25 protein-coding genes are annotated in these 22203 nt (G+C 68.9%); 12 read left to right on the top strand and 13 right to left on the bottom strand.

Going from position 1 to position 22203, the window contains the following annotated elements:
• The first annotated feature begins 81 nt into the window (after nt 1-81).
• The 4 genes from ACJTNH_RS11975 to efeB all read left to right on the top strand — a co-directional run bounded on the left by ACJTNH_RS11975 (nt 82) and on the right by efeB (nt 3423).
• The gene (locus ACJTNH_RS11975; protein WP_458175893.1) at nt 82-468 is read left to right on the top strand and encodes a BlaI/MecI/CopY family transcriptional regulator; all 387 of its coding nucleotides are present in this window, start codon (nt 82-84) and stop codon (nt 466-468) included.
• Entirely contained in the window at nt 465-1406 is a 942-nt protein-coding gene (locus tag ACJTNH_RS11970) for a M56 family metallopeptidase (RefSeq protein WP_458175891.1), read from the top strand. Before ACJTNH_RS11975 ends, ACJTNH_RS11970 begins: the two co-directional genes overlap by 4 nt.
• A 65-nt stretch (nt 1407-1471) precedes the next feature.
• Complete coding sequence (locus ACJTNH_RS11965; protein ID WP_458175889.1) at nt 1472-1921, top strand: plastocyanin/azurin family copper-binding protein; 450 nt, start codon at nt 1472-1474, stop codon at nt 1919-1921.
• 197 nt (nt 1922-2118) lie between these two features.
• Nucleotides 2119-3423 (top strand): iron uptake transporter deferrochelatase/peroxidase subunit, encoded by a 1305-nt coding sequence (efeB, locus tag ACJTNH_RS11960; protein WP_458175887.1) that lies wholly within the window; start codon nt 2119-2121, stop codon nt 3421-3423.
• Between the two features lie 73 nt (nt 3424-3496).
• On the opposite strand, the gene ACJTNH_RS11955 is transcribed toward efeB, so the two are convergent.
• The 5 genes from ACJTNH_RS11955 to ACJTNH_RS11935 are packed head-to-tail and all read right to left on the bottom strand — an operon-like array spanning nt 3497 to nt 6840.
• Nucleotides 3497-4432 carry a cation diffusion facilitator family transporter gene (locus tag ACJTNH_RS11955; protein ID WP_458175885.1) on the bottom strand — a complete coding sequence of 312 codons (936 nt, stop codon included), beginning with the start codon at nt 4430-4432 and terminating at the stop codon, nt 3497-3499.
• Entirely contained in the window at nt 4429-5097 is a 669-nt protein-coding gene (locus ACJTNH_RS11950) for a methyltransferase family protein (RefSeq protein WP_458175883.1), read from the bottom strand. Before ACJTNH_RS11950 ends, ACJTNH_RS11955 begins: the two co-directional genes overlap by 4 nt.
• The gene (locus ACJTNH_RS11945; RefSeq protein WP_458175881.1) at nt 5061-5804 is read right to left on the bottom strand and encodes a cation transporter; all 744 of its coding nucleotides are present in this window, start codon (nt 5802-5804) and stop codon (nt 5061-5063) included. Before ACJTNH_RS11945 ends, ACJTNH_RS11950 begins: the two co-directional genes overlap by 37 nt.
• The gene (locus tag ACJTNH_RS11940; RefSeq protein WP_458176037.1) at nt 5804-6130 is read right to left on the bottom strand and encodes an ArsR/SmtB family transcription factor; all 327 of its coding nucleotides are present in this window, start codon (nt 6128-6130) and stop codon (nt 5804-5806) included. Before ACJTNH_RS11940 ends, ACJTNH_RS11945 begins: the two co-directional genes overlap by 1 nt.
• Nucleotides 6131-6180: 50 nt before the next feature.
• Nucleotides 6181-6840, bottom strand: coding sequence for an SCO family protein (locus ACJTNH_RS11935; RefSeq protein ID WP_458175879.1), 660 nt, complete (start codon nt 6838-6840; stop codon nt 6181-6183).
• A 203-nt stretch (nt 6841-7043) separates the two neighbouring features.
• Here ACJTNH_RS11935 and ACJTNH_RS11930 point away from each other — a divergent pair, with 203 nt between their 5' ends.
• The gene (locus tag ACJTNH_RS11930; protein WP_458176035.1) at nt 7044-8420 is read left to right on the top strand and encodes a PepSY-associated TM helix domain-containing protein; all 1377 of its coding nucleotides are present in this window, start codon (nt 7044-7046) and stop codon (nt 8418-8420) included.
• A 35-nt stretch (nt 8421-8455) separates the two neighbouring features.
• On the opposite strand, the gene ACJTNH_RS11925 is transcribed toward ACJTNH_RS11930, so the two are convergent.
• Genes ACJTNH_RS11925 through ACJTNH_RS11915 form a run of 3 tightly spaced genes read right to left on the bottom strand, consistent with a single transcriptional unit; the run spans nt 8456 to nt 10637 of the window.
• The gene (locus ACJTNH_RS11925) at nt 8456-9298 is read right to left on the bottom strand and encodes a cytochrome c biogenesis CcdA family protein (protein ID WP_458175877.1); all 843 of its coding nucleotides are present in this window, start codon (nt 9296-9298) and stop codon (nt 8456-8458) included.
• Nucleotides 9299-9334: 36 nt separating this feature from the next.
• Nucleotides 9335-10012, bottom strand: a complete 678-nt coding sequence (locus ACJTNH_RS11920) for a vitamin K epoxide reductase family protein (protein WP_458175875.1) — start codon at nt 10010-10012, stop codon at nt 9335-9337.
• Nucleotides 9993-10637, bottom strand: a complete 645-nt coding sequence (locus ACJTNH_RS11915; RefSeq protein WP_458175873.1) for a DsbA family protein — start codon at nt 10635-10637, stop codon at nt 9993-9995. Before ACJTNH_RS11915 ends, ACJTNH_RS11920 begins: the two co-directional genes overlap by 20 nt.
• A 346-nt stretch (nt 10638-10983) precedes the next feature.
• Between ACJTNH_RS11915 and ACJTNH_RS11910 the strand changes: the two genes are divergently transcribed.
• The 6 genes from ACJTNH_RS11910 (at nt 10984) to ACJTNH_RS11885 (ending at nt 15815) form a co-directional block, all read left to right on the top strand.
• A complete protein-coding gene (locus ACJTNH_RS11910) occupies nt 10984-11337 on the top strand; it encodes a PH domain-containing protein (protein WP_458175871.1) in 354 nt (117 codons plus the stop codon).
• A gap of 80 nt (nt 11338-11417) precedes the next feature.
• Nucleotides 11418-12143 carry a MerR family transcriptional regulator gene (locus ACJTNH_RS11905; protein WP_458176033.1) on the top strand — a complete coding sequence of 242 codons (726 nt, stop codon included), beginning with the start codon at nt 11418-11420 and terminating at the stop codon, nt 12141-12143.
• A 28-nt stretch (nt 12144-12171) separates the two neighbouring features.
• Nucleotides 12172-12507, top strand: coding sequence for a YnfA family protein (locus tag ACJTNH_RS11900; RefSeq protein WP_458175869.1), 336 nt, complete (start codon nt 12172-12174; stop codon nt 12505-12507).
• Between the two features lie 110 nt (nt 12508-12617).
• Nucleotides 12618-13400 carry a DUF1775 domain-containing protein gene (locus tag ACJTNH_RS11895; RefSeq protein WP_458176031.1) on the top strand — a complete coding sequence of 261 codons (783 nt, stop codon included), beginning with the start codon at nt 12618-12620 and terminating at the stop codon, nt 13398-13400.
• Nucleotides 13378-14043: a zf-HC2 domain-containing protein gene (locus tag ACJTNH_RS11890; protein WP_458175867.1), complete on the top strand. Its 666-nt coding sequence runs from the start codon at nt 13378-13380 to the stop codon at nt 14041-14043. The genes ACJTNH_RS11895 and ACJTNH_RS11890 overlap by 23 nt, the downstream gene beginning before the upstream one ends.
• Nucleotides 14040-15815 (top strand): copper resistance CopC/CopD family protein, encoded by a 1776-nt coding sequence (locus tag ACJTNH_RS11885; protein WP_458175865.1) that lies wholly within the window; start codon nt 14040-14042, stop codon nt 15813-15815. Before ACJTNH_RS11890 ends, ACJTNH_RS11885 begins: the two co-directional genes overlap by 4 nt.
• 248 nt (nt 15816-16063) lie before the next feature.
• Here the strand turns inward: ACJTNH_RS11885 and ACJTNH_RS11880 are convergent, their stop codons facing one another.
• The gene (locus tag ACJTNH_RS11880; RefSeq protein ID WP_458175863.1) at nt 16064-17224 is read right to left on the bottom strand and encodes a hypothetical protein; all 1161 of its coding nucleotides are present in this window, start codon (nt 17222-17224) and stop codon (nt 16064-16066) included.
• A 194-nt stretch (nt 17225-17418) separates the two neighbouring features.
• Between ACJTNH_RS11880 and ACJTNH_RS11875 the strand changes: the two genes are divergently transcribed.
• Nucleotides 17419-17946 (top strand): hypothetical protein, encoded by a 528-nt coding sequence (locus ACJTNH_RS11875; RefSeq protein ID WP_458175861.1) that lies wholly within the window; start codon nt 17419-17421, stop codon nt 17944-17946.
• A 442-nt stretch (nt 17947-18388) separates the two neighbouring features.
• Here ACJTNH_RS11875 and ACJTNH_RS11870 read toward each other — a convergent pair whose 3' ends face one another.
• From ACJTNH_RS11870 to ACJTNH_RS11855, 4 genes are all read right to left on the bottom strand, one after another.
• Nucleotides 18389-18823 (bottom strand): hypothetical protein, encoded by a 435-nt coding sequence (locus tag ACJTNH_RS11870; RefSeq protein ID WP_458175859.1) that lies wholly within the window; start codon nt 18821-18823, stop codon nt 18389-18391.
• Nucleotides 18824-18935: 112 nt separating this feature from the next.
• A complete protein-coding gene (locus ACJTNH_RS11865) occupies nt 18936-20891 on the bottom strand; it encodes a DUF3732 domain-containing protein (protein ID WP_458175857.1) in 1956 nt (651 codons plus the stop codon).
• 4 nt (nt 20892-20895) lie between these two features.
• Complete coding sequence (locus ACJTNH_RS11860; RefSeq protein ID WP_458175855.1) at nt 20896-21369, bottom strand: three component ABC system middle component; 474 nt, start codon at nt 21367-21369, stop codon at nt 20896-20898.
• Nucleotides 21366-21935, bottom strand: coding sequence for an ABC-three component system protein (locus ACJTNH_RS11855; protein WP_458175853.1), 570 nt, complete (start codon nt 21933-21935; stop codon nt 21366-21368). Before ACJTNH_RS11855 ends, ACJTNH_RS11860 begins: the two co-directional genes overlap by 4 nt.
• Nucleotides 21936-22203: the final 268 nt, after the last annotated feature.

The raw sequence follows: 22203 nt of genomic DNA, 5'->3' as shown, positions 1-22203 counted from the left end.
ACCGGGTGGGGCGAGAAGGCGAGCGCCTGACCGTCCGGCCGGCAGCGGTGCGTCGTCGAGACGGCAAAGAGAGGTGGGGGCGTGCGCCCGTTCGGTGAGTTGGAAGCGGCGATCATGGCGGAGCTGTGGCGTCGCGGTGAACCGGCGACGGTGCGCGACGTCCTGGGGGCCCTCAACTCCTCCCGGAACCTCGCTTACACGACCGTCATGACGGTGATGGACAACCTCCACAAGAAGGGCCAGCTCACCCGGGAGATGTCGGGACGGGCGTGGTTGTACCGACCGGTTCGTAGTCGCGCCGAACATGCCGCGGCCTTGCTGCAGGACGTCCTCGCCGAATCGGGGGACCAGCAGGAGGTGCTCATGCACTTCGTCGCCGAGCTGCAGCCGGACGCGGTCGCGCAGTTGCGCACCGCCGTGGAAGCCGCTCGTTCCGAGTCGCAGACCCCGCCAGGAGACCGAGCGTGAGCGCCAGCCTGGCACTCGCCGCGATCGGTGTCGCCGTCCTAGTCCTCGGCCCACGACTGGTGGATGCAGGATGGACTGCTCAGGCCCCTCGGCTGGCGATCCTCGCCTGGCAGGCACTGACCTTCACGGCTGTCGCCACGTTCGTGCTCGCTGGAGTGACCCTGCTGATCCCCATCACCACCCTGGCGGGTGGACTGGGGCGGGTCTTCCATGCGTGCGCGGAGAGCGTCGCCAACGCCTACGGGTCGGCTGAGTTCCCATCCGGCGCCTTGGTCGGGATCCTGTTGGCCGGGCTCATGCCCCTGTGGGTGCTGTCCTGCGTCACGTGGGAGCTCGTGTCGGGTTGGCTGCGCCGGCGGGAGCTGCACCGATCGATCGACATGGTGGCCGAGCCGGATCGCGGGCTGGGCGTGCTGGTCATGGACGCCTCGACTCCCGCCGCCTTCTGTGTGCCCGGGCGCACGTCGCGCATCGTGGTGACCACCGGCACCTTGGCCGCACTGTCGCACGACGAGCTGAAGGGAGTCCTGGCACACGAGGCCGCACATCTGCGAGCGCGCCACAACCTGGCGGTGACGTTGTCGCAGGGGCTGGTGCGGGCTTTCCCCCGCCTGAAGCTGTTCCGGGCGGCGTCGGCCCAGACGCGGCAGTTGATCGAGCTGCTGGCCGATGACGCGGCGGCGGTCAGTGTCGACCGGGTCAGCGTTGCCTCGGCCATCGTCAGCCTGGCCGAGATGCGCGCACCGGCAGCCGCCATGGCCATGGCGCAAGAGGGCGCTGTCCTCCGGGTCTCGCGGCTGCTCCAGCCACTCACGCCGATGGATCCGTGGCGTCACCGTCTGCTCGCGGGAGGGCTGTGGGCGGTCCTGCTCACTCCGGTGCTGATCGCCGGACTGCCCACGCTGTCCGCAGCTCTCAGCGACCTCTGCAACATCTGAGACAGGGCCGTGGCCCTACGTCAGCCGTACGAGGGGACTTAGTAGAGCGTGGGTAGGCTGCTGAGGTGCATCCCGAACTGAGCCGGCGGACCCTCTTGGCTGGAGGTCTCGTCGGGTTGGCCGGTGTCGCCCTGGCTGCGTGCGGCGGCGACCCGGCCACGGAAGCCGAGCCCAGCGAGAGTGTGGCCGACGCAGGGACGGTCTCCGTCGGCTCGGATGGCGTCCAAGAACTCACCGTCCTGGTCGATGACGACTACGTGTTCGTGCCGGCGACCTTCATCGTTGCGCCGGGCCAGGTTCGGTTGACGCTGACCAGCAAGGCCGAGCAGCTGACGCACAATCTGCGCTTCACGCCCGGCGAGGGACCGGTGGACATCGCCGAGCAGATCCCGATCCTGGCCCCCGGCGACAGCGAGACGTTCGACTTCACGGTCGAGCAGCCCGGCGACTACCAGTACGAGTGCTCCTTCCACGTCGCGCTGGGCCAGATCGGGACGATGACCGTCGCGGCCTGAAGTCGGCCCGCCAGGACATCGCCGGCCTCACCGGCCGACCCGTCGTACCCGTGAGGTGGCTCAGAACCGAGGAGTCACCGTCGACCAGATCACAAGGCCGCCGAGCCCGACCGGAACCCAGCTCTCCTATCATCGCTAGTACGCAAGCTCGGCTCTCCGACGCGGGCCGTGACGTCGATCCGGATGGGGGAGTTCGGTTGTCCGACGACGGTGCGCGACCGTCGGAGTCGACAGACGGAGGCAGTCCAGCGGGGCTCTCGAGGCGCGGGCTCTTCCGCGTTGCAGGCGTCGGGGCGGCCGGGATGCTCGCTGCCGGTGTGACGGGCGGTGCCGTCGGTCGGATCACGGCCAACGACGGCCCTGCGGATGTCGCCGTGTCTCCGCTGCCCGACGACTCGCCCAGGGCGATGGTCCGTTTCGCCGGCGAACACCAGGCAGGCATCATCACCCCTGCGCAGGACCGGTTGCACTTCGTTGCCTTCGACGTCATCACAGACAGCCGCGAGGATCTCGCAGCGCTGCTCCGGACGTGGACTGTGGCCGCGGTCCGTCTCACGAGCGGGCAGCCGACAGGCCCAGACGACACTGGCGAGGCCCAGGACCTGCCGCCGGCTGGGCTCACCTTGACCATCGGCTTCGGTCCGACCCTCTTCAAGACCGGCGACGGGATGGACAGGTTCGGGTTGGCCGGACGCCGCCCCGCGTCGCTCGCCGAGCTACCGCCGTTTCCTGGTGACCGGTTGGACCCGGCGATCAGTGGCGGCGATCTGTGCGTGCAGGCGTGCGCGAACGACCCCCAGGTGGCCGTCCATGCCGTCCGGAACCTCGTGCGCCTGGGGGCCGGCGTCGTGCGGGTCCGATGGACACAGCTCGGATTCGGTCGGACCTCGTCCACCAGCTCCGCCCAGGCCACGCCGCGCAACCTCCTCGGCTTCAAGGACGGGACGGCCAACCTCAAGGCGGAGAACGGGCAGGCCCTCGACCGCTTCGTCTGGGTGGGCGAGGACGACGTGGACTGGCTGCGTGGCGGCTCCTACCTGGTCACCCGCCGGATCCGGATGCTGATCGAGGACTGGGACGTGCTCCCTGTGTCCCAGCAGGAGGCGGTCATGGGCCGCACCAAGACAGCGGGGGCCCCTCTGGGGCAGGTGGCGGAGTTCGACCCGACGGACTTTGCGGCCGTCCGGGACGGGCAGCCTGCCATCCCTCGCGACTCGCACGTCTTCCTCGCGCACCCCACCAACGCCGGGACAGCGATCCTGCGCCGCGGGTACAGCTTCGTCGACGGCACCGGCCCGGACGGACGGCTCGATGCCGGTCTGTTCTTCATCGCCTACCAGCGCGATCCGCAGACCGGGTTCGTCCAGGTGCAGCACAACCTCGCCGGGGATGCACTCAACGGCTTCGTCGAGCATGGCTCCTCCGCCGTGTTCGCGTGCCCGCCCGGGGTGGTCAACGAAGACGACTGGTGGGGACGCGCCCTCTTCGAGTCGAGCCCCTGACGGCGATCGCGGGCCGGCGCTGCCCACGGCCACGGTGCCCAGGAGTGGCCCCGGGACGTGACCGTTGGCTGCGTCAGTGGTGACCTGGGTGTTCGTGCGTCGCGTGCAACCGCGGCTCCAGTTGGATCGTCGAGTGCTCGACGCTGATCGGGAAGTGGCTGGCCAGGCAGGACTGCAGCTGGTCGAGGACCCGGGGCGCATGGCCGTCCTGGAAGCAGGAGTCGTCGACCACGACGTGTGCGGTGAGCACCGGCAGCTCGCTGGTGATCTGCGAGGCGTGCAGATCGTGGACGTCGAGCACGTGTGACTGGCTGAGCAGGTGCGTCCGCACGTCGTCCAGGTCCAACCCAGGGGGTGCGCTCTCGAGTAGCACGGACACCGTCTCGCGCAGCAGCTTCAACGTGCGGGGGACGATCAGCAGGGCGATCAGCATGGACACCACCGCGTCCGCCTGGAGCCATCCGGTGAGCGCGATGATCAGCGCAGCCAGCAGAACGGCGACCGACCCCAGAGCGTCGTTGACCACCTCCAAGAACGCCGCCCGCATGTTCACGTTGCTCCCGCGGCCACGGGTGAGCACCAGCATCGACACGAGGTTGCCGACCAGGCCGATGACCCCGAACACCACCATCGCGGTCGAACCGACCTCCGGGGGCTCGAACAGCCGGCGGATGCCTTCGATGAAGACGTACACACCGACGGCGAGGAGCACTGCGGCCTGGAGGGTGGCGCCGAGCACCTCCGCTCGGCGGTAGCCCCACGTGCGTTTCGGCGTCGCTGGGCGGAGCGCGAGGTTGGCCGCGATCAGGGCGATGGTGAGGCCGGCAGCGTCGGTGAGCATGTGTCCGGCGTCCGCCAACAGGGCAAGGCTCCCCGACACCACCGCCCCGATCACCTCGACGATCAGCACGGTGGTCGTGATGGTCAGGACGATGGCCAGTCGCCGGCGGTGGTCAGGACTGCCTGCTCCAGTGCCTGCGCCGTGGTCGTGCCCGTGGCCGCCGCTCATGGCTTCGCTCCCGTCGACTGGTGGACCAAGGGCCGGCGCCCGATGCCGGGGAGGAAGCGGCCGACTCGGGCTGCATAGCGGTGGTAGTCGGCGCCGTGGGCGTGGGCGAGGTGTGGCTCCTCGATGAGCCGCACCTGGAGCTCCACAGCCGCCAGGAGGCACAGGAGCGCTGCGATCGAGACAGGCGTGGGGACCATGAGGGTCACCCCGGTCTGCGCGGCGAGCATGGCGGTGAAGACGGGGTTGCGGGCGACCGCGAAGGCCCCGGCCGTCACCAGGCCGGTCAGCTCGGTCTCGTCCACCCCGATGCGCCAGGACGCGCCCATGCCGGATTGTGCCGCCAGCACCCCGGCGAACCCGATGAGCGCGATGACCAGGCCCGTCACTCCGAGCGCGTCGGCCAACGGCCCGTCCGGCGTCCTGGACAGGTCCATCACGGCGAGAGTCGGCGCCATCAGCCCCAGGGTCAGGGCGACGACGAAGAGCACGCCGGCCCACCACTGCAGGGACCCGGGCGCTCCGGAGATGCCGCGGAAGCCCGAGTCACCCGTTCGTCGGGCGTGGATCCAGCTGCGCAGGCCGAAGACGACGACCAGCCCGCCGACGTACAACGAGAGCGCGGCGACGTTCATGACGTCGCGCTCGGCGAGGAGCAGCAGGAGCACCCAGGTGAGCAGCCGCAGTCGTCCTCGCCCTCGGCTGTGAACCGCAGAGCTGCAGCCGGCGAGCAGCAGTCGTCCCCGGACCAGGCTTCGCGGCCCTCCCGCACGGCGACCACGGCGATCACCAGCGCCGCGACGGGATCGGCCCATGACCAGCCGAAGAGGCTGTTGAGCGCCAGCCCCACGAGCAGGACGGCCGACAGGTACGTGCACAGCAAGGTCTGCTTGGAGTCGGCTACGGCTGAAGCCGAACCCAGTTCGCGGCCGGCCCGCCGCTGGGCGTAGGAGAGCCCGGGCATGACCGCCAGGCTCACCGCCGCCAGGACGAGACCGACAGAGGAGTGCTCCGCCTCTCCGGACCCCAGCAGCGACCGGAGCGCGTCAACGGTGACGAAGGCGGCGAGCGCGAAGAACGACGCCCCGATGACCTTCAAGGCCACCCGCTCCCGCACCTCGGGATCGCGGCCGGCGAACTGCCAGGCCACGGCCGCAGCAGACGACACCTCGATGACCGAGTCCAGACCGAAACCGATCAGCGCCGAGGACGACGCCCTCGCTCCGGCGGTGAGTGCCACGACGGCTTCGACGACGTTATAGGTGATCGTGGCGGCCACAAACCACCGGATGCGGCGAGCGAGTAGTGCTCGACGGTCGGTGGTGGGAGTGGTGGTCGGATGGCTGGTTGACAGGTTGACCGGTTCGGCGGCCATCAGCAGCAGTCCTCGTCCGCGGCGGTCGGGCAGGCGGCGGGGTCTACGGCGAGGACGACGCCGAGCAGGTCGCCGAGGGCGTGAGCCAGGCGTGGATCGGCCAGTTCGTACCGGGAGCGGCGCCCCTCCGGCACGGCCACCACCAGGCCGCACCCTCGCAGGCAGGCGAGGTGGTTGGACAACTTCTGCCGGGTCACGTCGAGCAGTTCAGCGAGCTCGGAGGGGTAGCCAGGACCTTCGCGCAACGCCAGTAGGAGCCGAGTGCGGGTCGGGTCGGACAGGGCGTGGCCGAATCGAGCGAGGACCTCTGCATGCAGGACGGGCATCACGAGACCGGACAGTACAGGCACAACTGAATTCAAGAAATCCTGAAACGTCAGGCGTTGGCGACAACCTCCAGGTCTTGCGCGATCTCGGCGGAGGTGTCGCCTGCCGAGAACATGACGCGGGCCAGGTCGTCGGTACCGAACAGGTAGAGGCTCGTGGCGTGCATGGTGCCGTTGCCTTCTGCCAACGGCACTTCCGCTGCCTCCTGTGCGGCCTCGACCGCCGCCTGGGTGCCGGTCAGACCGATGAAGCGGTTGGGCAGTCCAGCGTCGAACCGAGCCAGGTAGCTGCCGAGGAAGTCGGCCGTGTCCCGCGCCGGGTCGGTCGTCACGAACACCACCTGGGTTCGAGCCGCGACGTCCTCTGGCACGGAGCGCAGTGCCAGAGCGACATCGGCCATGGTCGTCGGGCAGACGTCTGGGCAGTTGGCGTACCCGAAGAACAGCATCGTCGGCTGGCCGGCGGTCGCGGCCGCGAAGTCGTAGGTCGCGCCCGTCTGGTCGGTCAGAGTGAAGGCTGGGCGCGCCTTGGGCTCGGGCAGCTCACGTCCCGCGTACGGTCCTTCGTCCGCTGAGGACGACACCGACGCCGCGCCCTCGTGGTGCGTTGCGGCGTGGTCGTCGTTCGTGCCGCAGGCAGCGAGGACCAAGGCCAGGCCCGCGCCCGCGAGCGCCAGCAGTGTCTTCCCGTAGCGGTCTTCCCTAAGCACGTTAGTAGCCTAGGCGTTGACCCGGGAACTGGGGCGACCTGTCCGACGACTGTCTCCCCGGCGGCTCCGATCGGTCGCCTCCGATCACCGAGAGGCGACACGTGTCGACCACGCCGTACACACCCGATGACTCGACGAAAGCGCCGACTGTCGTCGCATCGGGGGTCCGACCGGCGCAGCGAGGTGGCCTCGTCCCGTTGCTCATGCGGCTCCACTTCTACGCGGGAGTCCTCGTGGCGCCCTTCCTGATCGCGGCCGCCGTCACCGGGCTCCTGTACACCCTCTCTCCGCAGATCGACCGGGTGCTCTACGCCGACGAGCTGTGGGTGGCGGAAGTCGGTGACCGGACCCTTCCGCTGGGCGAGCAAGTGGCGGCGGCTCAGACCTTCGAGACCGGTCTGGACATCGCCTCCGTTCGCGTGTCAGACGCTCCGGACCGGACGACGACGGTGACCTTCAGTGATCCGACTCTGACGAACGACCGGGAACGCAGCGTCTACGTCGACCCCTACACCGGGGAGGTGGCCGGTGAGCTGGTCACCTGGTTCGGATCGACCCCGGCAGTCACCGCACTGGACGACCTGCACCGCAACCTGCTCCTGGGCGACCTGGGACGGCACTACTCCGAGATCGCCGCCAGCTGGCTCTGGGTGGTCGCCCTCGGTGGGCTGGTGCTCTGGCTGCGCCGGCGCCGAACGACATCGCGCATCCGCCGGACTCTGCTTCCCGATATGTCGGCCACCGGCCGGCGGCGCACCCTGTCCTGGCACGGCGCGATCGGTGTGTGGCTGCTCGTCGGTCTCCTGTTCCTGTCCATGACCGGGTTGACCTGGTCGCGGTTCGCCGGTGAGCGCTTCAGCTCGCTGCTGACGTCACTGGACGCCACCAACCCCGGCGTGCAGACCGTGATCGAAGGGCCCGGTGACCCGACCGCAGGCGAGCACGCCGGGCACGGCGGTGCCGCAGCCGTCGCACTGGACGTGGGACAGCTCGAGGCTGTGGTTGCGGCGACCTCGGACGCTGGCATCAGCGCGCCATACGTGGTGACTCCTGCCGGGCCTGGCAGCGCGTGGACGGTGGCGGAGGACGACGATCGCTGGCCGGTGCAACAGGACGAGGTGGCCGTGGACCCGGAGACCGGCGAGATCTTCGACGCGAACCTCTGGTCAGACCGGCCGGTCCTGTCCAAGTTGTCGACGTTGGGCATCGCGGCACACATGGGGCTGCTCTTCGGTCCGGTGAATCAGCTGCTGCTCGCCGCGTTGGCCTTGGGGCTGCTGTGCGTCATCTTCTGGGGATACCGGTCCTGGTGGCAGCGCCGTCCGCGCCGTGACGGTGCCCGGGTCGGCCGAGCGCCGCGGCGGGGCGCTTGGCGCGGCGTCCACCCGGCGGCGCTGGTCGTCGTGCTCGGCGCCGCTGTGGCGCTGGGGTGGGCGTTGCCCTGGTTCGGCTGGACGCTGCTGGGCTTCCTGGTGGTGGACGGTCTCCTCGATGTCCGGCAGGCAAGGAGCCGGGAGTCGTCGCCGGTCGACGCTGACCAGCCGCGCGACGCGGAGGATGAGTACGAACTCCTCCGCTGAGGACCGACCTTGTGTCGCTCCGGCCCCAGGGGCGGTCAGATGGACGAGGTGCCGAGCCCGGTGGCGGCCAACCAGGACCGCAGCCACAGCATCATCCCGTCCCACAGTCCACTGACCAGCAGCAGTCCCAGAACGAGGAGCAGCGCACCGCCGATGCGCATCACGGTCGGGGCGTGCCGCCTGGCGAAGGCCGACAGTGAGAGTGCTCGCCGGGCTCCCAGTGCCACCAACAGGAACGGGACGCCCAGCCCGATGCAGTACGCAAGGCCCAGAGCGGCACCTCGCCCGGCGGATGCCTCCGTGTAGGCGAGGGTGTTGACGGCGGAGAGGGTCGGTCCGAGACAGGGCGTCCACCCGAGGCCGAACACGACGCCCAGCAGGGGGGCGCCGGCCAGACCAGCCGGCGGGCGCCGGGTGATGCGGCGCTCCCGCTGCAGCCAGGGCAGACCGCCGAGGAACGCCAGGCCCATGACGATGGTGACCACGCCCATGACCCGCGTGAGCACCGGCGCCCAGTCGAGCAGCAGTCGTCCGAGTCCTCCGAAGAGAGCGCCGAACGACACGAACACGACGGTGAAGCCCAAGACGAACAGCAGGGCTCCGAGGACGACGCGTCGACGCTCGCTCACGTCGCTCCTGGCTGCAGTCGTCACTGTGGCGGGAGCGGGGGTCGTACCCGTGCTCACCTCTTCCCGGGGGCCACTCGCCCCGGTCGCGGCGCCGGTCAGCCCGGCGACGTAAGCCAGGTAGCCGGGCACGAGCGGCAGGACGCACGGCGATGCGAAGCTGAGCAGCCCGGCGAGCGCGGCCACGCTTGCCGCCAGGAGAAGAGAGCCGTCGCTGACGATGTCGGCGAACGCGTCACCGAGGGTGCTCATGAGCCTCTCGTCCCTGGTGGGACGTGGGGCGGGTGGTCAGGCAAGGAGAGTGCTCCAGTACAGCCAGAAGGCCTCGATGATCGCCATGGCGATGATGAGGAACCACGCGGTGAGCGCCGCGCCGTGAAACCGCTGCGCCGCCAGCAGCACGGTGGAGAGCCGTCGAGGGAGTCGCCCTGCCACGAGACCGACGTTGCGCAGCGAGACGTACCAGAAGAGGGGGATCGTCACCGCCCAGACGACCATGCAGTAGGGACACAAGGCGCCGATGCGATACAGGCTGTTGAAGATCAGCCAGTGCACGAAGAGCACGCCGCCGGTGACTCCGAGTTGGAGACCAGCCCAGAACCAGGGGGCGAGTCGCGCGCCGGACAATGCCGCGGCGCCGACGGTGGCGACCACAGAGAAGCCGGCGACCCCGAGCAGGGGGTTGGGAAAACCGAAGGCCGCCGCCTGGGTGCTCGCCATGATCGAACCGCAACTGAGCACCGGGTTCAGGCTGCAGGTGGGTACGTAACTGGGATCGACGAGCAGTGCGTACTTCTCGACGGCGAGTACGAAGGACGCCGTCAGCCCGACGGCCCCGCCGAGGAGCAACAGCCAAGCGAGTCCGCGATCCGTCAGGCCACCGACCGACGGGGTCGCCTCGCTGCGGCGATCGGCGTCGGCGGTCGCCGCGGGGTCGCGGACCGGTTCAGTCAGCGAGAGCTGCATCGACCTGCTCGATGAACTCGTCGGTGGTGGTGACCGTCAGCTTCTCGCCGTTCAGGAAGAACGTGGGCGTGCCCTCCACCCCGAGAGCGATCCCGTCCGCTCGGTCCCGCAGTACGCGTTCCAGCGTCGCCGGGTCCGCTACTGCGGCGTCGAAGGCTGCCAGGTCGAGTCCCATGTCCTCAGCGAAGCCGCGGAACACCGCTGCCTGTGACTCCTGCTTCTCGCCCCACTCGGTCTGTGTCTCGAACATCCGGGCGTACATGTCCTCGAAGCGGCCTTGCTGGGCGGCGGCCTCGACGGCGACCGCAGCGTTCTCTGCGTTGGCGTGGCCGGGCATCGGGAAGTAGCGGGCCACGAAGGTGATCCGCCCGTCGTAGAGCTGGCGGAGCTCTTCGACGAAGGGGTAGGCAGCCAGGCAGCCCTCGCACTCGAAGTCCAGGAACTCGACCAGGGTCACCCGACTGTTCGCAGCCGTGGACAGTCGGTGGCTGTCCTCCCGGACGACGGCCGGCGCGGCGGCAGCGGGTACGTCCTCTTCGCCCTGGCTGCGGACGAGTCCGAACACCCCGAGCCCCACGACGAAAACTGCGACCAGGGCGGCGGAGATCTTCAAGTTCGCGCTCATTGCGCTCCTCGTCAGGAGTAGACGGCTCACGAGCGAAGGCGACCTGTCCGGTGACCTACTATCTTCGCTCGTAGGGGACGCTACAGGTCGCGCGTCGGTTGTCCGACGTCAACCACCGCGTCCGCGTGGTAGCTGGGACGCCACCGCAGGATCCGCGTCAGCTGTTCCAGCCACCGACCATGACTGGAGAGAAATGCAGGCCGGCAAGCCGTCCGATGTCCCGACCCCGACGCGAGTGACCGCCGTGCCGCGTCTCCTACGGCTGGTGGTCACAGCGGCTGCCCTCGCAGTCCTCGCCGTCACCACCGTGGTCGTCCTCAGGCTTCCCTCGTCATCCGTCGGAGTCGTGGCCTTCGGCCCGGCGGACCAAGTGGCGATGTTCGGCCTGGGCCTCGCCGTGGCCGTAGGGGTGCTGCTCTTCGGCCGGCCCCGGGTCGACGCCGACGAGCACGGTGTCCGAGTGCGCAACATCGCCACCTCGCAGGACGTCCCCTGGGAGCGGGTCGCCGCCGTCCGGTTCGAGGAGAAGTCCTCATGGGCCAGCTTGCAGCTCCGCAACGGGGACGAACTCGCTGTGCTCGCCCTCCAGGCGTCGGACGGCGAACGAACGGTGACCGCGCTGCGCGGCCTCCGATCGCTGCTGGCAGCCCACCAAGCCGCCCACGCGAAGCCGCGCGAAGACCTCCTCTACCCGGACTGACGGTAGGCGAGCTGAGTCGCGGGGCTGGCGTCCTTGACCTTCGAGTGGGGTCGAAGCTCTACGGTCCGCTCGTGGAGGGGATGCGTATCTCGCAGCTGGCCGAGGTCAGTGGTGTACCGGCCACAACCCTGCGGTTCTACGAGCAGGAGGGTCTGCTGCCGGCGGGCCGCACAGGCGCGGGGTACCGGGTCTACGGGCGGACAGCGGTCGACCGGTTGGCCTTCATCGGCACGGCGAAGCACCTCGGGCTGCCGTTGCGCGAAATCCGGGAGCTGCTGGGGTTCTGGGAAGGCGGCGCGTGCCGCGACGTCCGCGCCCAGTTCCGTCCAAGGCTCACGGCTCGTCTGGAGGAGGCAGCAGTTCAGCGCCGGCTGCTAGCCGACTTCGAGCGGGAACTGATGTCAGCGCTCGAGCACCTCGATGCGCTCCCGGACCGGTCGTCCCGTTGTGACCGTGGGTGCTCTTTCCTGCACGACCCGACGGGCGTGCAGCCCGATGACTCCGCCGAGTCCCCGCCGACGCCCACCGAGGCGATCGCATGCTCGCTGACCGGTGCCGACTACGCGGAGCGCATCGTCAGGTGGCGCCAAGCGCTCGGGAACGCGCCGCGGACGGCAGTGGACGGCGGTTACGCCCTGCACCTCCCACGCCGGGCGGTCGAGGCGGTCATGCTCCTGGTCAGTGAGGAGCACGAGTGCTGCCCCTTCCTGACCTTCCGCCTGCAGCTGGACGGCACAGGTCTACGCGTCGAGGTCACGGCGCCGCCGGAGGCGACGTCGCTGATCGACCAGCTCTTCTCGCCCTGACCGTGTGCTCTGTCGAGAACGGACCCAGATGCTCGTCGCTCGCTCCATCGGACTGTTCGTCGTCGCCGCCCTCTTCGAGATCGGTGGTGCGTGGCTGGTCTGGCAGGGAATCCGGGAGCACCGCGGCTGGCTGTGGGTCGGTCTCGGGGCCATCGCGCTCGGTCTCTACGGCCTGGTCGCCACACTGCAACCGGACGCCGAGTTCGGGCGCATCCTCGCCGCCTATGGCGGCATCTTCGTGGCCGGATCGCTGGTGTGGGGCATGGTGGCGGACGGCTACCGCCCGGATCGTGCCGACGTGCTCGGAGCCGCGATCTGCCTGGCCGGTGTCGCCGTCATCATGTACGCGCCCCGCTCGGGTTGACGCGACCTCTCGAACGTGGCCGGGGGACCGGGCGGCGGTCGGGAACGACTACGAAGTTGTGTCGTAGTACTTGGAACCAGCGGGGCGACCCGGACGACTGAGAGAGCGTGATGTTCCTCTTCCCTCCCACCGTCCGCCGGGTGCTCCTCCCCATGACCGCCGTGTTGGCATTCGTCGTCCTCGGTGCCGCTCCGGCGAGTGCGCACGTCGAGGCCAGTTCGCCAGGAGCCCAGGCTGGAGCCGGGCCGGTCGTCGTTGCCTTCACGGTCGAGGCCGAGTCGCCCACGGCCGGCATCACGGGCGTCAAGACGCAGCTGCCCGCTGGCCTAGCTCCGTCATCGGTCTCCCTCGCCTCAGGGCCGGACGGCTGGGTCCTCAGCCCCACGAACGACGGGTACGAGATAGCCGGTCCGGCCATCGCCACTGGCGTCGACGCCGAGTTCGGCATCACGATCACCCAGCTTCCGGTGGACGCCGCTGCCCAGGTGCCCTTCAAGACCCTCGTGCGGTACTCCGACGGCTCCGAGGACGCCTGGATCGAGCTGCCGACGGCTGACAACCCTGAGCCGGAGAGCCCGGCACCCGCGATCGCGGTGGCACCGGCAGCCGTTCCGGCTCCGTCGCCGGCCCAGACCTCGGCCACACCGAGTCCGAGCGCCACGGCCGAGCCCTCGGCGGACGCTGAGGTCACTGCCAAGCCGGCAGCTGCCACTGACGAGGAATCGCCCTCCACCGGCTGGGTGATCGGTGCCATCGTCGCCGTTGCCGCACTGGCAGGTGCGGCCCTGTGGTTCCGACGCAGGCAGTCCGGCCGCGCCTGCACCGCGTCCGCCTCACGCACTATCGAGCAGAACGAACCGGGAGCGCCTCATGAACGGTCAGACGCACGATGACGGGTGCGGGCCATACCGCGAGGCCATCTCCGCCCGGCTGGACGGCGAGTCGCTCGGGCTCGCTGAGGCCATGCTGACGCGTCACCTCGCGGCCTGTTCGCACTGCACGCGGTGGGAGGAGCAGGCGCAGCAGGTGACGCGCCGAACCCGGCTGGCCGTGGCCGAGTCCATCCCGGACGTCACTCATGGCGTGCTGCTCGCGCTACGAGACGCCCACCCGCCAACTGCACGACGAATCGGTGCTGGACTCGGGGACCTCGCGCTACGGCTCGTGCTGCTCGCTGTCGGGGTCGGACAAGGCGCCCTCGCGCTACCGGCGTTGTCCGCAGCGACCGGCGTCATGGGCGCCCCGACCCATGTCGCCCATGAGACCGGGGCATGGAGCCTCGCTGTCGCCGTCTCGTTCCTGGCCGTTGCTGCCGCTCCGCGCCTCGCCGCGGGCGCTCTGCCGTTCCTGGCTGCGTTCACGCTGCTGCTGACCGTTCTCACCGTGTCCGACCTGTCCGCGGGGATGGTGCACATCGAGCGGGCCGCTGGCCACCTGCTCGTCCTCGCCGGTGTCGCAACCGTCGGTGTGCTGGCCTGGCGGGAGCGGACGCCCGGCGGTTGGCGACCGCTGATCCACGGCAGGGTGCGCGCGTGAGGCGATTGGCCGGCTTCGTCCTGACGCTGGGGGTCATGGTCGTCTTAGGTCTGCTCCTGGACGTCGCGACGGCCCGGCCGGCCTCGGCCCACGCGGAGCTGGTCACGACGTCACCCATCGACGGGGCCCGTCTGGACCAGCCGCCGACGGAGGTCACGCTCGAGTTCAGCGAGAGCATGTCCCTCGACGCTGGCTACGCCCGTGTGCTGGGCGCCGACGGCGAGCGCCTGGACACCGGGTCGCCATCGGTGAACGGCGCCGAGGTCCGGATCCCACTGCAAGACGATCTCCCCGAGGCGAGCTACGTGGTGACCTACCGCGTCCTGTCCGCCGACTCGCACCCCATCGCCGGGGCCTATGCGTTCGTCGTCGGCGATGCCGAACTGGTGGCCGCGACCGACGTCGACGTCCCTGACGACTCCAACCGGCCGGTGGCAGTCGCTCTGATGATCACCCGCTGGCTGGGGTTCGCTGGCGTTGCCCTGGGCGTCGGCATCCCTGTCCTCCTCCTCGTCTGCTGGGCGGGCGGCTGGAATGCCCCGCTCCTGCGCCGCCTCACCAGCTTCGGGCTCGTCGCGGTCGCCCTCACGGCACTCGGCGGGCTCGCCCTCCAGGGTGCCTACGCGGCCGGCAGCGGCCTCGGCTCGATCGCGAACCCGACCCTGCTGCAGGCAACCGCCTCGTCGACGTTCGGCGCTGTCCTCCTGAGCCGGGCGGCGCTCGCTGTCCTCCTGGCCGTGCTCCTGACGTCGGCCTGGCGCAGCGGACGGGTGCCACGCCGCGCGGCGCTCGCGGTCACCTCAATCGCGGCTGCAGCACTGGTGGCCACGTTCGCAGCGGTGGGTCACCCGGTGGCTGGGGCGCTCCCGGCCTTCGCGATCGTCGTCACGTCGGTTCATGTCGCCGCCATGGCGGTCTGGACGGGCGGGCTCGTCGGCCTTCTCGGTGGCGTGCTCCGACCGGGCGTGGACCCCAGGCAGCAGGCGACCGCCGTCGCCAGGTTCTCCCAAGTGGCCGCGGCTGCGGTTGCCGCACTGATCGCCACTGGGGTCGTGCAGTCCGTCCGCGAGGTCGGCGCTCCCTCAGCGTTGATCACCACCACCTACGGATGGGTGCTCATCGGGAAAGTCGCGTTGGTGATCGCTCTGCTGGCCGTCGCGGCGACGTCGCGTGCCTGGGTGCACCGCCACCACGGGCCGGTCACTCCGTTGGTGAGAGAACTCGCGATGGCCGCCGCGACCGTGGGCGCCCGACCGCCCGCCGGGTCGGACGCCCCGCCGGAGAACCGAGCTGCCGAAGACTCACCATCGGAGCAGCAACAGCGCGTCTTGCGTCGGTCCGTCCTCGTCGAGGCCGCGGTGGTCGCGTTGATCCTGGCGCTCTCCGCAGTCCTCGTTGGAACTCCGCCGGCCAAGTCCGCCGCCGCGCAGCCCGTCGACGTCACCGTTCCCCTCGTGGACTCCAACGGTGCGACCGGCCTGGGGCAGGTCCAGCTGTCCATTGAGCCGGCTGCCACAGGGACCAACACGCTCCACCTCTACCTCTTCGATGAAGCGAACCAGCTGACGCAGGCGCAGGACCTCCGTGTGTCGTTGACCGCGTCGGCACAAGAGATCGGCCCCCTTCCCGTGGACCTGCAGCCAGCGGGCCCCGGACACTCGGTCAGCGAGGCCATGTCCATCCCCACGAAGGGCACCTGGACGCTGACGGTCACGGTGCGCCTCGACGAGTTCACTGCCACGACTGCAGGGATTGACTTCCAGGTGCGTTGAGGCGCGCCTGCCCGGTGTGCAGCTGCGGAGTGCAGTGCTTGGGGAGCGATGTAGCGGTGGTCGTCGACCTGCGGGGCCGGCGGACCGAGGCGACAGGGAGTGGGTAAGCATCTGGGCGTCGTGGACGCCGATGTCGCAAACCCGGCCAGCGTCGACAGCCTGCGCGCGACGGTGGCCCCCGCGGCCGGCCGACCGGTGCGCGACTGGGGGATGGTGGTCAGGCTCCCTCTGCTCGTGGACGCTGAGTCTCAAGTGCGGTCGTCAGGCAGTTCAACGCGCATCATGATCGCGCCAGACGCCAGTTCTTCTAGCTCCGTCCACGTTGGCTCAGCTGGCACGGTCGCCAGCACGCCATCGATCATGAAGAAGGCGGAGGCTCCAGGGGGACCGCCGACCTCCTTGGTAGCTCGCACGAGAAGGTCGAAGCCCACCGGGAGGTGCGCGGGGGCGCTGGTGGGGGCAAGGCGCTTGCTTCGCTGGTTCGCGACGTACCAGGCCACGGATCCATCAACCGATACCTGAGCCACGGCAACTAGACCTTGCTCTGGCGGATTGGTGGGCCACAAGCGTGCGTCTAGCTCCATCATGGCCCGGCGATACGCAGGCCACGCCCCCTCCAAGTGATCCATGGCATCGATCAGCAGGACCGTCAACGGGTGACCAGCATCCTGCTCTCGGGCAGGAACCAGGAGGCGGAAGCTCCTGAGCCCATAGATCGCCGCCAGAGGGCAGATCGCCAATGCCGGTCCGGTGCGGACGATCTGTCGGCCACTGATCAGGTTCTCGGTGCCGTAGCCGCCACCGGCACCGGCGTGGATGACGCCGGATGTCACCTTGTATGGCGCGTACAGATGCTCGTGACCGTGCGCCCGGGCGCGGGCCGCGAGGTCGCCTCGGGCCCACCCATTGACGAAACGTTTGCCGTAGCCCTTATCCGACACCAGCTCCGCGTACGCCTCCTGGGCGCTTGCCCGATAGCGCCGGCGACGATCTTCCTCAGCGGCCCGCTCTCCCGGCGTTAGCAAGTCTTCCCCGAGTGACAGGCCGGACTCCAGATAGGCGGTGACCCACAGATGGTCCATGTACCGCTTGTCCGCGCTGCCGTCCGTGGTGACGTCGAGCAAGGCGATCGCCGACTCGAACACCGCTCGCGCGGCCCGCATCGCTGGGCGGCCATGGCCGGCGATGACCGCAGCCAACAGATCAAGAAGGTCGTTGCACGCCTGACTGAAGATGGTCGGAAAGCTCTCCGCGGGGCCGGGCTCGCCGTCGTAGACGACGTCCAGGTAGTTGAGAAGGGAGTCGGCGACCGAGTCGGCTGCCAGCGTGAACGCTGGCGCCGCTTCGGCTACCTCATCCTGCAAGCCGACCAACCGCTGTCGGAGGCGTGAGTCCCCTGTCGCGTCCATGTCCCTAGTCTGTCGGCGCGCCGCGCTCGACGGCTGGGGACGTGAAGGTCTTCGGGTCCACGAGACGCCCGGAGTCAACCGAACCCCGGGCAGTCCCTTCCCATGCGCCGTATGACCGACCGAGTGGGTGAACGCCTCAAAGTGTCGGTACCTGCGGATACGGTCCACGCCCCTGGGCTTCCAGGTCCCGTGAGGTGGAGGAATTGCGTATGACGGAAGCCAGCGTGTGGCTGATCCTTGACTCGGGCGTTGCTGTCAGCCGCGTCGCCTACGCCAGCCGAGATGCAGCCGAGCGCGACGCCGAGGTGTTGCGCGCCGAAGCGGGCGACGCGCTGGGCTATGCGATCCCCGACGGGCAGATCGAGGTCTACGGCGTCCAGGTCATCGACCTGCCTATCTACGGTCTGAGCTCCACCGAGGGAACCACGAACTCCACTGCAAGAGTCGCGTCCAACGGCGGCACCGCGCAGGACATCGACCCCTTCGCTGCACCCCCGGGGTACCGGCCGCCGGCGAGAGACGGTGGACCCAAGCAGAACGTCGCCTACCGCTACGCGTCACTGGACGGGGTCGATCCTTTCGCACCGCCGGGGTATCCGGCGTCAGGCAGCGGTGCCCCCGAGTCGACAGAGGGCGCCGCTGCCGACCAGGGCGTATCTCGACCGGCCCGTATCGGTCGTCGGCGGCACCTCACCCTTATTCGCTGCGCCGCCGACGGGTAGGCATTAGGTCGCACGTCGGGCTGCCTGCCCGGCCGCGCGGCACGTGGTGCGCGGCCGCGTGGCCTCACGTCGTCCCGAACTGTCAAGGCCGTAGTTCATTCGCAGCCCGTAACAGCCGGACTGCCGATCCGATGGACGCCGGGGCCTGTCACCCTCCTCTGGGACATGGACAACGTCTCGACCGGGCGGGACCAGGTCGCCGGCCAGGCGAGGCTGCTGGGCGCTCTCGGTGATCCTGACGTCCGACGTATCGCCGCCGGCCACTTCATGACCTGCCGAGCGCATGGTTTTGTCGTGGCCGAGAGCGGATTCGAGGTGATCAATGGTGGTCGTGGCCCCAGGGAGCTGACCGAGTCTCGTTGCGCCCCCCGTCGCGCCAGGCTGAGCATGGCGCACGCCACTTCGGGATCGCGAGTAACGACGGGGATTACGCCCAGATTGCTCAGGGAATCGTCAACTGCAGCGGACTCCGGTTCGTTCGTCGAGCCACTGTTGTGCTGCCCGGCGTGGGCGGCGGCGGGGCCTGAACGGCGAGGCCGCTTGGGTAGCTGGTGGGATTGCCCGCGGGGCCAGCCGAGTCGATGACGTGGAGCGCGCGGACATCCGCTCGCTGCGCGGCCCTGGCTCCGTCCTTCTCGACGAGGATCGTGACCGTCCGGGCATCGCAGTCAGTGTTGTCGCAGTAGACCTCGACACGCCCGGTGTCGTTCTGCACGTCCGATCCGGAGACCTTCGCGGTGTCGTGGCCGCAGAAGTAGCACCGCACGCCCTGGCCATGCGCCGCCGACGCCGAATAGCCGGAGGGTGCGACCTGGCGCACCCACGGCTGGGTGCCAGCGACCCAGGTTCCGCTGCCTTGGGAGATGTTGGGCGTCACGGCCGCTCCTTTGCGTGGTGGATGGAAAGATAGGTCATCAGTATTCGCCAGGGCCCGCCGCCTACTCGTCTCCCTGTCGTCCTAGGGAGGCGGTGAGATTACGAGGAAAGGCTCAAGATTCGTCCCGGGGTCGCCAGGTTTCCGGGATTAGTGCTCGGCCGTTTCGCCACTCCTCCACAACGGCAGCCACAAACCACGGCTCGTCTCGCAGGTTCACATGGTCGCTGACGATGATCTGAAACGATCCTTCGCGCTCTTCGGCGAAATTGTGGAGCAGGCGGTACATGTCGCGGACCGCCTGTCGATCACTGTCACCTGTCGGCAGCTCCCCGAGCTGCCTGGTTGGGTCATCCTGTGGGTAGAAGGGTTGGCTCGGCTGGTCAAGCATCAGAAACCGAGGGACCGGTCTGTCCTCCTCCACGAAGAAGCGATGCAGGGCCAGATGGACCGCTAGGTGGAGTCCGAGGTAGTTCGAGGCGCTGCCGACCTGATTGAGACGGAGGCGCCCAGAGCCGGTGCTGACTACCGCGGTGAGATTGCGGACATCGAGGGTGACCGGTCGCTCGGAGTGCTCCACATCGAGTTTCGCGGCGATGTCGGTGATGTACTGGCTGACGGTCACCAGACGGGCACCGAGGTCGGACTCTGACTCACCTGCGCGCTCCTCGGCCCAATCGAGGTTGCGTTGGGCGGCGTCATAGGCCTCGCGGGCCCGTTCGACAGCCCCGTCTGCGCCGCTCGCGATACCCGCGAGCGACGCGTCGATCCGTCCCCGGTGGAACGCCACCTCTTCTGCGCGGCTCAAGCCGAACAGCTGCGGGCTCGTCGCGGCCTGCAGCGCAGTCAGTGCGGCGTCGGTTGCGGTGAGCTGTTCCTGGACCGTCGAAACCTGCGCCTCAACGCGCGCAACCGCCTGCGCTCTGCGTGGTCGATGACCAACCAAGCCCGCCAAATCGTCCCGCAGGTGGGTGGCGAAGCTGCGCATCTCTTCCAGGCTCGGGTCTGGTTCTTCGAGCTGCTGGCCGCACACCGGGCACAGCTCTGCGGCGGCCTCAGCCGGCTGAGCGACGAGGTCCAACGACTGGAGGGCGGTTTGCTGTCGGTCGAGGGCGGCGCCGTAGCCATCCTCATCCTGCCCCAGCGCGCGGAGCGCAGCCCTCTCCTCAAGGAGAGCTCGCAGCTCCCGACGAAGCCGGGTCTGTGTGTTCTGTAGGGAGAGTTGGCGCTCGAACGCAGTTCCATCGAGGCTCGTCGAGGTCGTTCCCACCACGCGGATGGTCGCAGCACGCAGCGTCCGGATGGTCTGTTCGCGGGACTGGATCGTGGTGGTGTCCACCAGGCCCACCGCGAAGGCTTCCTGCACCAGTGCCTGTAGCTCGGCCTCGACGGCCGCATCGCGCGCTTCTGCAGCCCGCAACCGGTTCAACTGAACCTCGACCATGCGTCGCGCCTGCCGCGCCTGGGCCTGCCAGACCGCTTGGTCCCATCGCTCGGCGCCCAGGAAGTAGGGAAGTGTGTCCCTCAAAGCGTCGGCACGCCGACGTTCGGTCTGCCGGTGGAACAGCAGGTCCTGATTGCTGACCTCTCCTTGCTTTTGAAGGCAGAGCAATATCGCCTGCCCGACGCTAGCTGCACTGGGCTCACCAAGCGCATTGTCTGCTGAGGGCGCGCGAAACTCGCCGATCCCAAGCACCTGTCCGAGTCGACGTCTCATGCTGGCGGTGTCGGTGTTGGCCTTCAGCTCTGCGAAGGTCGGCAGCCGACCGCTGGTGGACTCCACGAGCAATGCTTGTTGGTTCGTTGCGGCGCCGCGCGCAGGCCGCGGGCGAGCGATCAGCAGAAAAGTGTCGCCGGTCCGCAGTAGGACTCCGTACCAGGAGACTGCCTCCCTAATCCGCTCACCGGCAATGGACTCCTCGGAGCGACCAAAGCAATAGTCGACGATGTCGAGCAGTGCGCTCTTGCCCGTCTTGGAGTCGCCCGTGATCACGTTCAAGCCGGGCTTGAAGGGCACCACTCGCGGGTCGGGGCTGTTCCAGCCCCACACGATGATCGATTCGAGCTGCACGGGCTTAGGGTGTCACCCCCAGTGTGGCCAGCACCGTTGCCGTCGGAAGCGGCGCGAGCCATCGACCGACAAGGGCTGAGGAGCGCTGCAGCGCCTGCAGGTCGCTCGGGGTTCGCGCGGGGGGAAGTAGGCCCCGGAGACCGGCGCCGTTGATCTCCAGCAATCGGTGCCGAAGCCCGGCACGCAGGCCGGCCCGCGTGAAGGGCCTGAGGGCTAGGCATCGTGCCGGGACCCCCGCCACGAGCAGGTCGTTCTCGTCTCGCCACGCAAGAAATCGCTTAGCTGTCGAGCCTGGGAGTGCGTCCCGAGACGGCGCGTGCAGCACCAAGGACGGCACCACGAACGCCAAAGGCCACGGCATCGGCTGCCGATCGGCAGTCTCCTGGTACGCCCGACTGGACCAGGAGAGCACTCCAGCGACCAGCAGCGGGTTCAGTGTTGCTCGGACGGCTGGCGGTTGCTCGTCCCAACGGGTCATGGGAGTCGGGTCATGAGGAGAGCCTCAAGCCGTTGAGCGAAGTCTGGGTGCCAGCCAACAGTTCCGGCATCTGCAAGGGAGTGATGAGTGCCGCGCGCGAAGAAGGGGTCGGTGAGACTGGGTCGGAGCATCGAGGCAGGCTGATTCATAGCCACCAAGTAGAGACGCATCCCGGCGTCCTTGAGGTCCTCCTCCGTAGGGGACGACCCAAGGCTCCGACGTACCAACGCGGACTGCATCTTCCACTCGTCGATAACGCGTTGCTCGTATGCGGTTAGCTCCGCCAACTCGATCATGTTGTTCTCGACCCAATCCTGAGATTGAGCATAGGCACGGTAGTAGTCGCGTACTGCGATGAGCAACAAGTCGTCACCAGCCTCAACCCAGTCGAGCTGGTGAGCGAAGATGCGGTCGCGTTGGCCCTCGAGAGACTCTGGAAGACCGTCGGCACCCACAGTCATCGGCAGGTTCCGGGATGAAAACTGGTCGCGGAGATCATCGAGCTTGAGCCGAAGGTGTAGCCGGGTCACGCCGGCCCTGGCGCCCGAGAGTAGATCGACGCTCACTCGCCACCACCAGCCCAGCAGCAGCTCCAGGAACGAGTCCTCCTGACCGACGGGTAGGCCAACGCCCAATACCTGGCGCAGCTCCCCAGTCAGTTCTTGCGCGGTTGCCTGTCGCCACACAGCGGTGATCCGCGAGACGATGGGACTGCTGCAGCTTCGGTTGACGGTTCTTGGGACTGATCATGCCGCGATAGCGGCCTGAGTGGTGAAGGCGAGTTCGAACTCGACCGGGGTGAGCTTGCCGAGGGCACGCTGGCGCCGGCGGCGG

Source organism: Modestobacter lacusdianchii, assembly GCF_054177765.1.
This window is presented reverse-complemented; position numbering and strand designations above follow the sequence as displayed.

Coding starts and splice junctions, on each gene's coding strand:
- ACJTNH_RS11955 (WP_458175885.1), bottom strand. CDS start 4,432: ATGAGCGGCGGCCACGGGCACGACCACGGCGCAGGCACTGGAGCAGGC.
- ACJTNH_RS11945 (WP_458175881.1), bottom strand. CDS start 5,804: ATGGCCGCCGAACCGGTCAACCTGTCAACCAGCCATCCGACCACCACT.
- ACJTNH_RS11940 (WP_458176037.1), bottom strand. CDS start 6,130: ATGCCCGTCCTGCATGCAGAGGTCCTCGCTCGATTCGGCCACGCCCTG.
- ACJTNH_RS11930 (WP_458176035.1), top strand. CDS start 7,044: ATGCGGCTCCACTTCTACGCGGGAGTCCTCGTGGCGCCCTTCCTGATC.
- ACJTNH_RS11925 (WP_458175877.1), bottom strand. CDS start 9,298: ATGAGCACCCTCGGTGACGCGTTCGCCGACATCGTCAGCGACGGCTCT.
- ACJTNH_RS11920 (WP_458175875.1), bottom strand. CDS start 10,012: ATGCAGCTCTCGCTGACTGAACCGGTCCGCGACCCCGCGGCGACCGCC.
- ACJTNH_RS11915 (WP_458175873.1), bottom strand. CDS start 10,637: ATGAGCGCGAACTTGAAGATCTCCGCCGCCCTGGTCGCAGTTTTCGTC.
- ACJTNH_RS11905 (WP_458176033.1), top strand. CDS start 11,418: ATGCGTATCTCGCAGCTGGCCGAGGTCAGTGGTGTACCGGCCACAACC.
- ACJTNH_RS11900 (WP_458175869.1), top strand. CDS start 12,172: ATGCTCGTCGCTCGCTCCATCGGACTGTTCGTCGTCGCCGCCCTCTTC.
- ACJTNH_RS11895 (WP_458176031.1), top strand. CDS start 12,618: ATGTTCCTCTTCCCTCCCACCGTCCGCCGGGTGCTCCTCCCCATGACC.
- ACJTNH_RS11890 (WP_458175867.1), top strand. CDS start 13,378: ATGAACGGTCAGACGCACGATGACGGGTGCGGGCCATACCGCGAGGCC.
- ACJTNH_RS11880 (WP_458175863.1), bottom strand. CDS start 17,224: ATGGACGCGACAGGGGACTCACGCCTCCGACAGCGGTTGGTCGGCTTG.
- ACJTNH_RS11860 (WP_458175855.1), bottom strand. CDS start 21,369: ATGACCCGTTGGGACGAGCAACCGCCAGCCGTCCGAGCAACACTGAAC.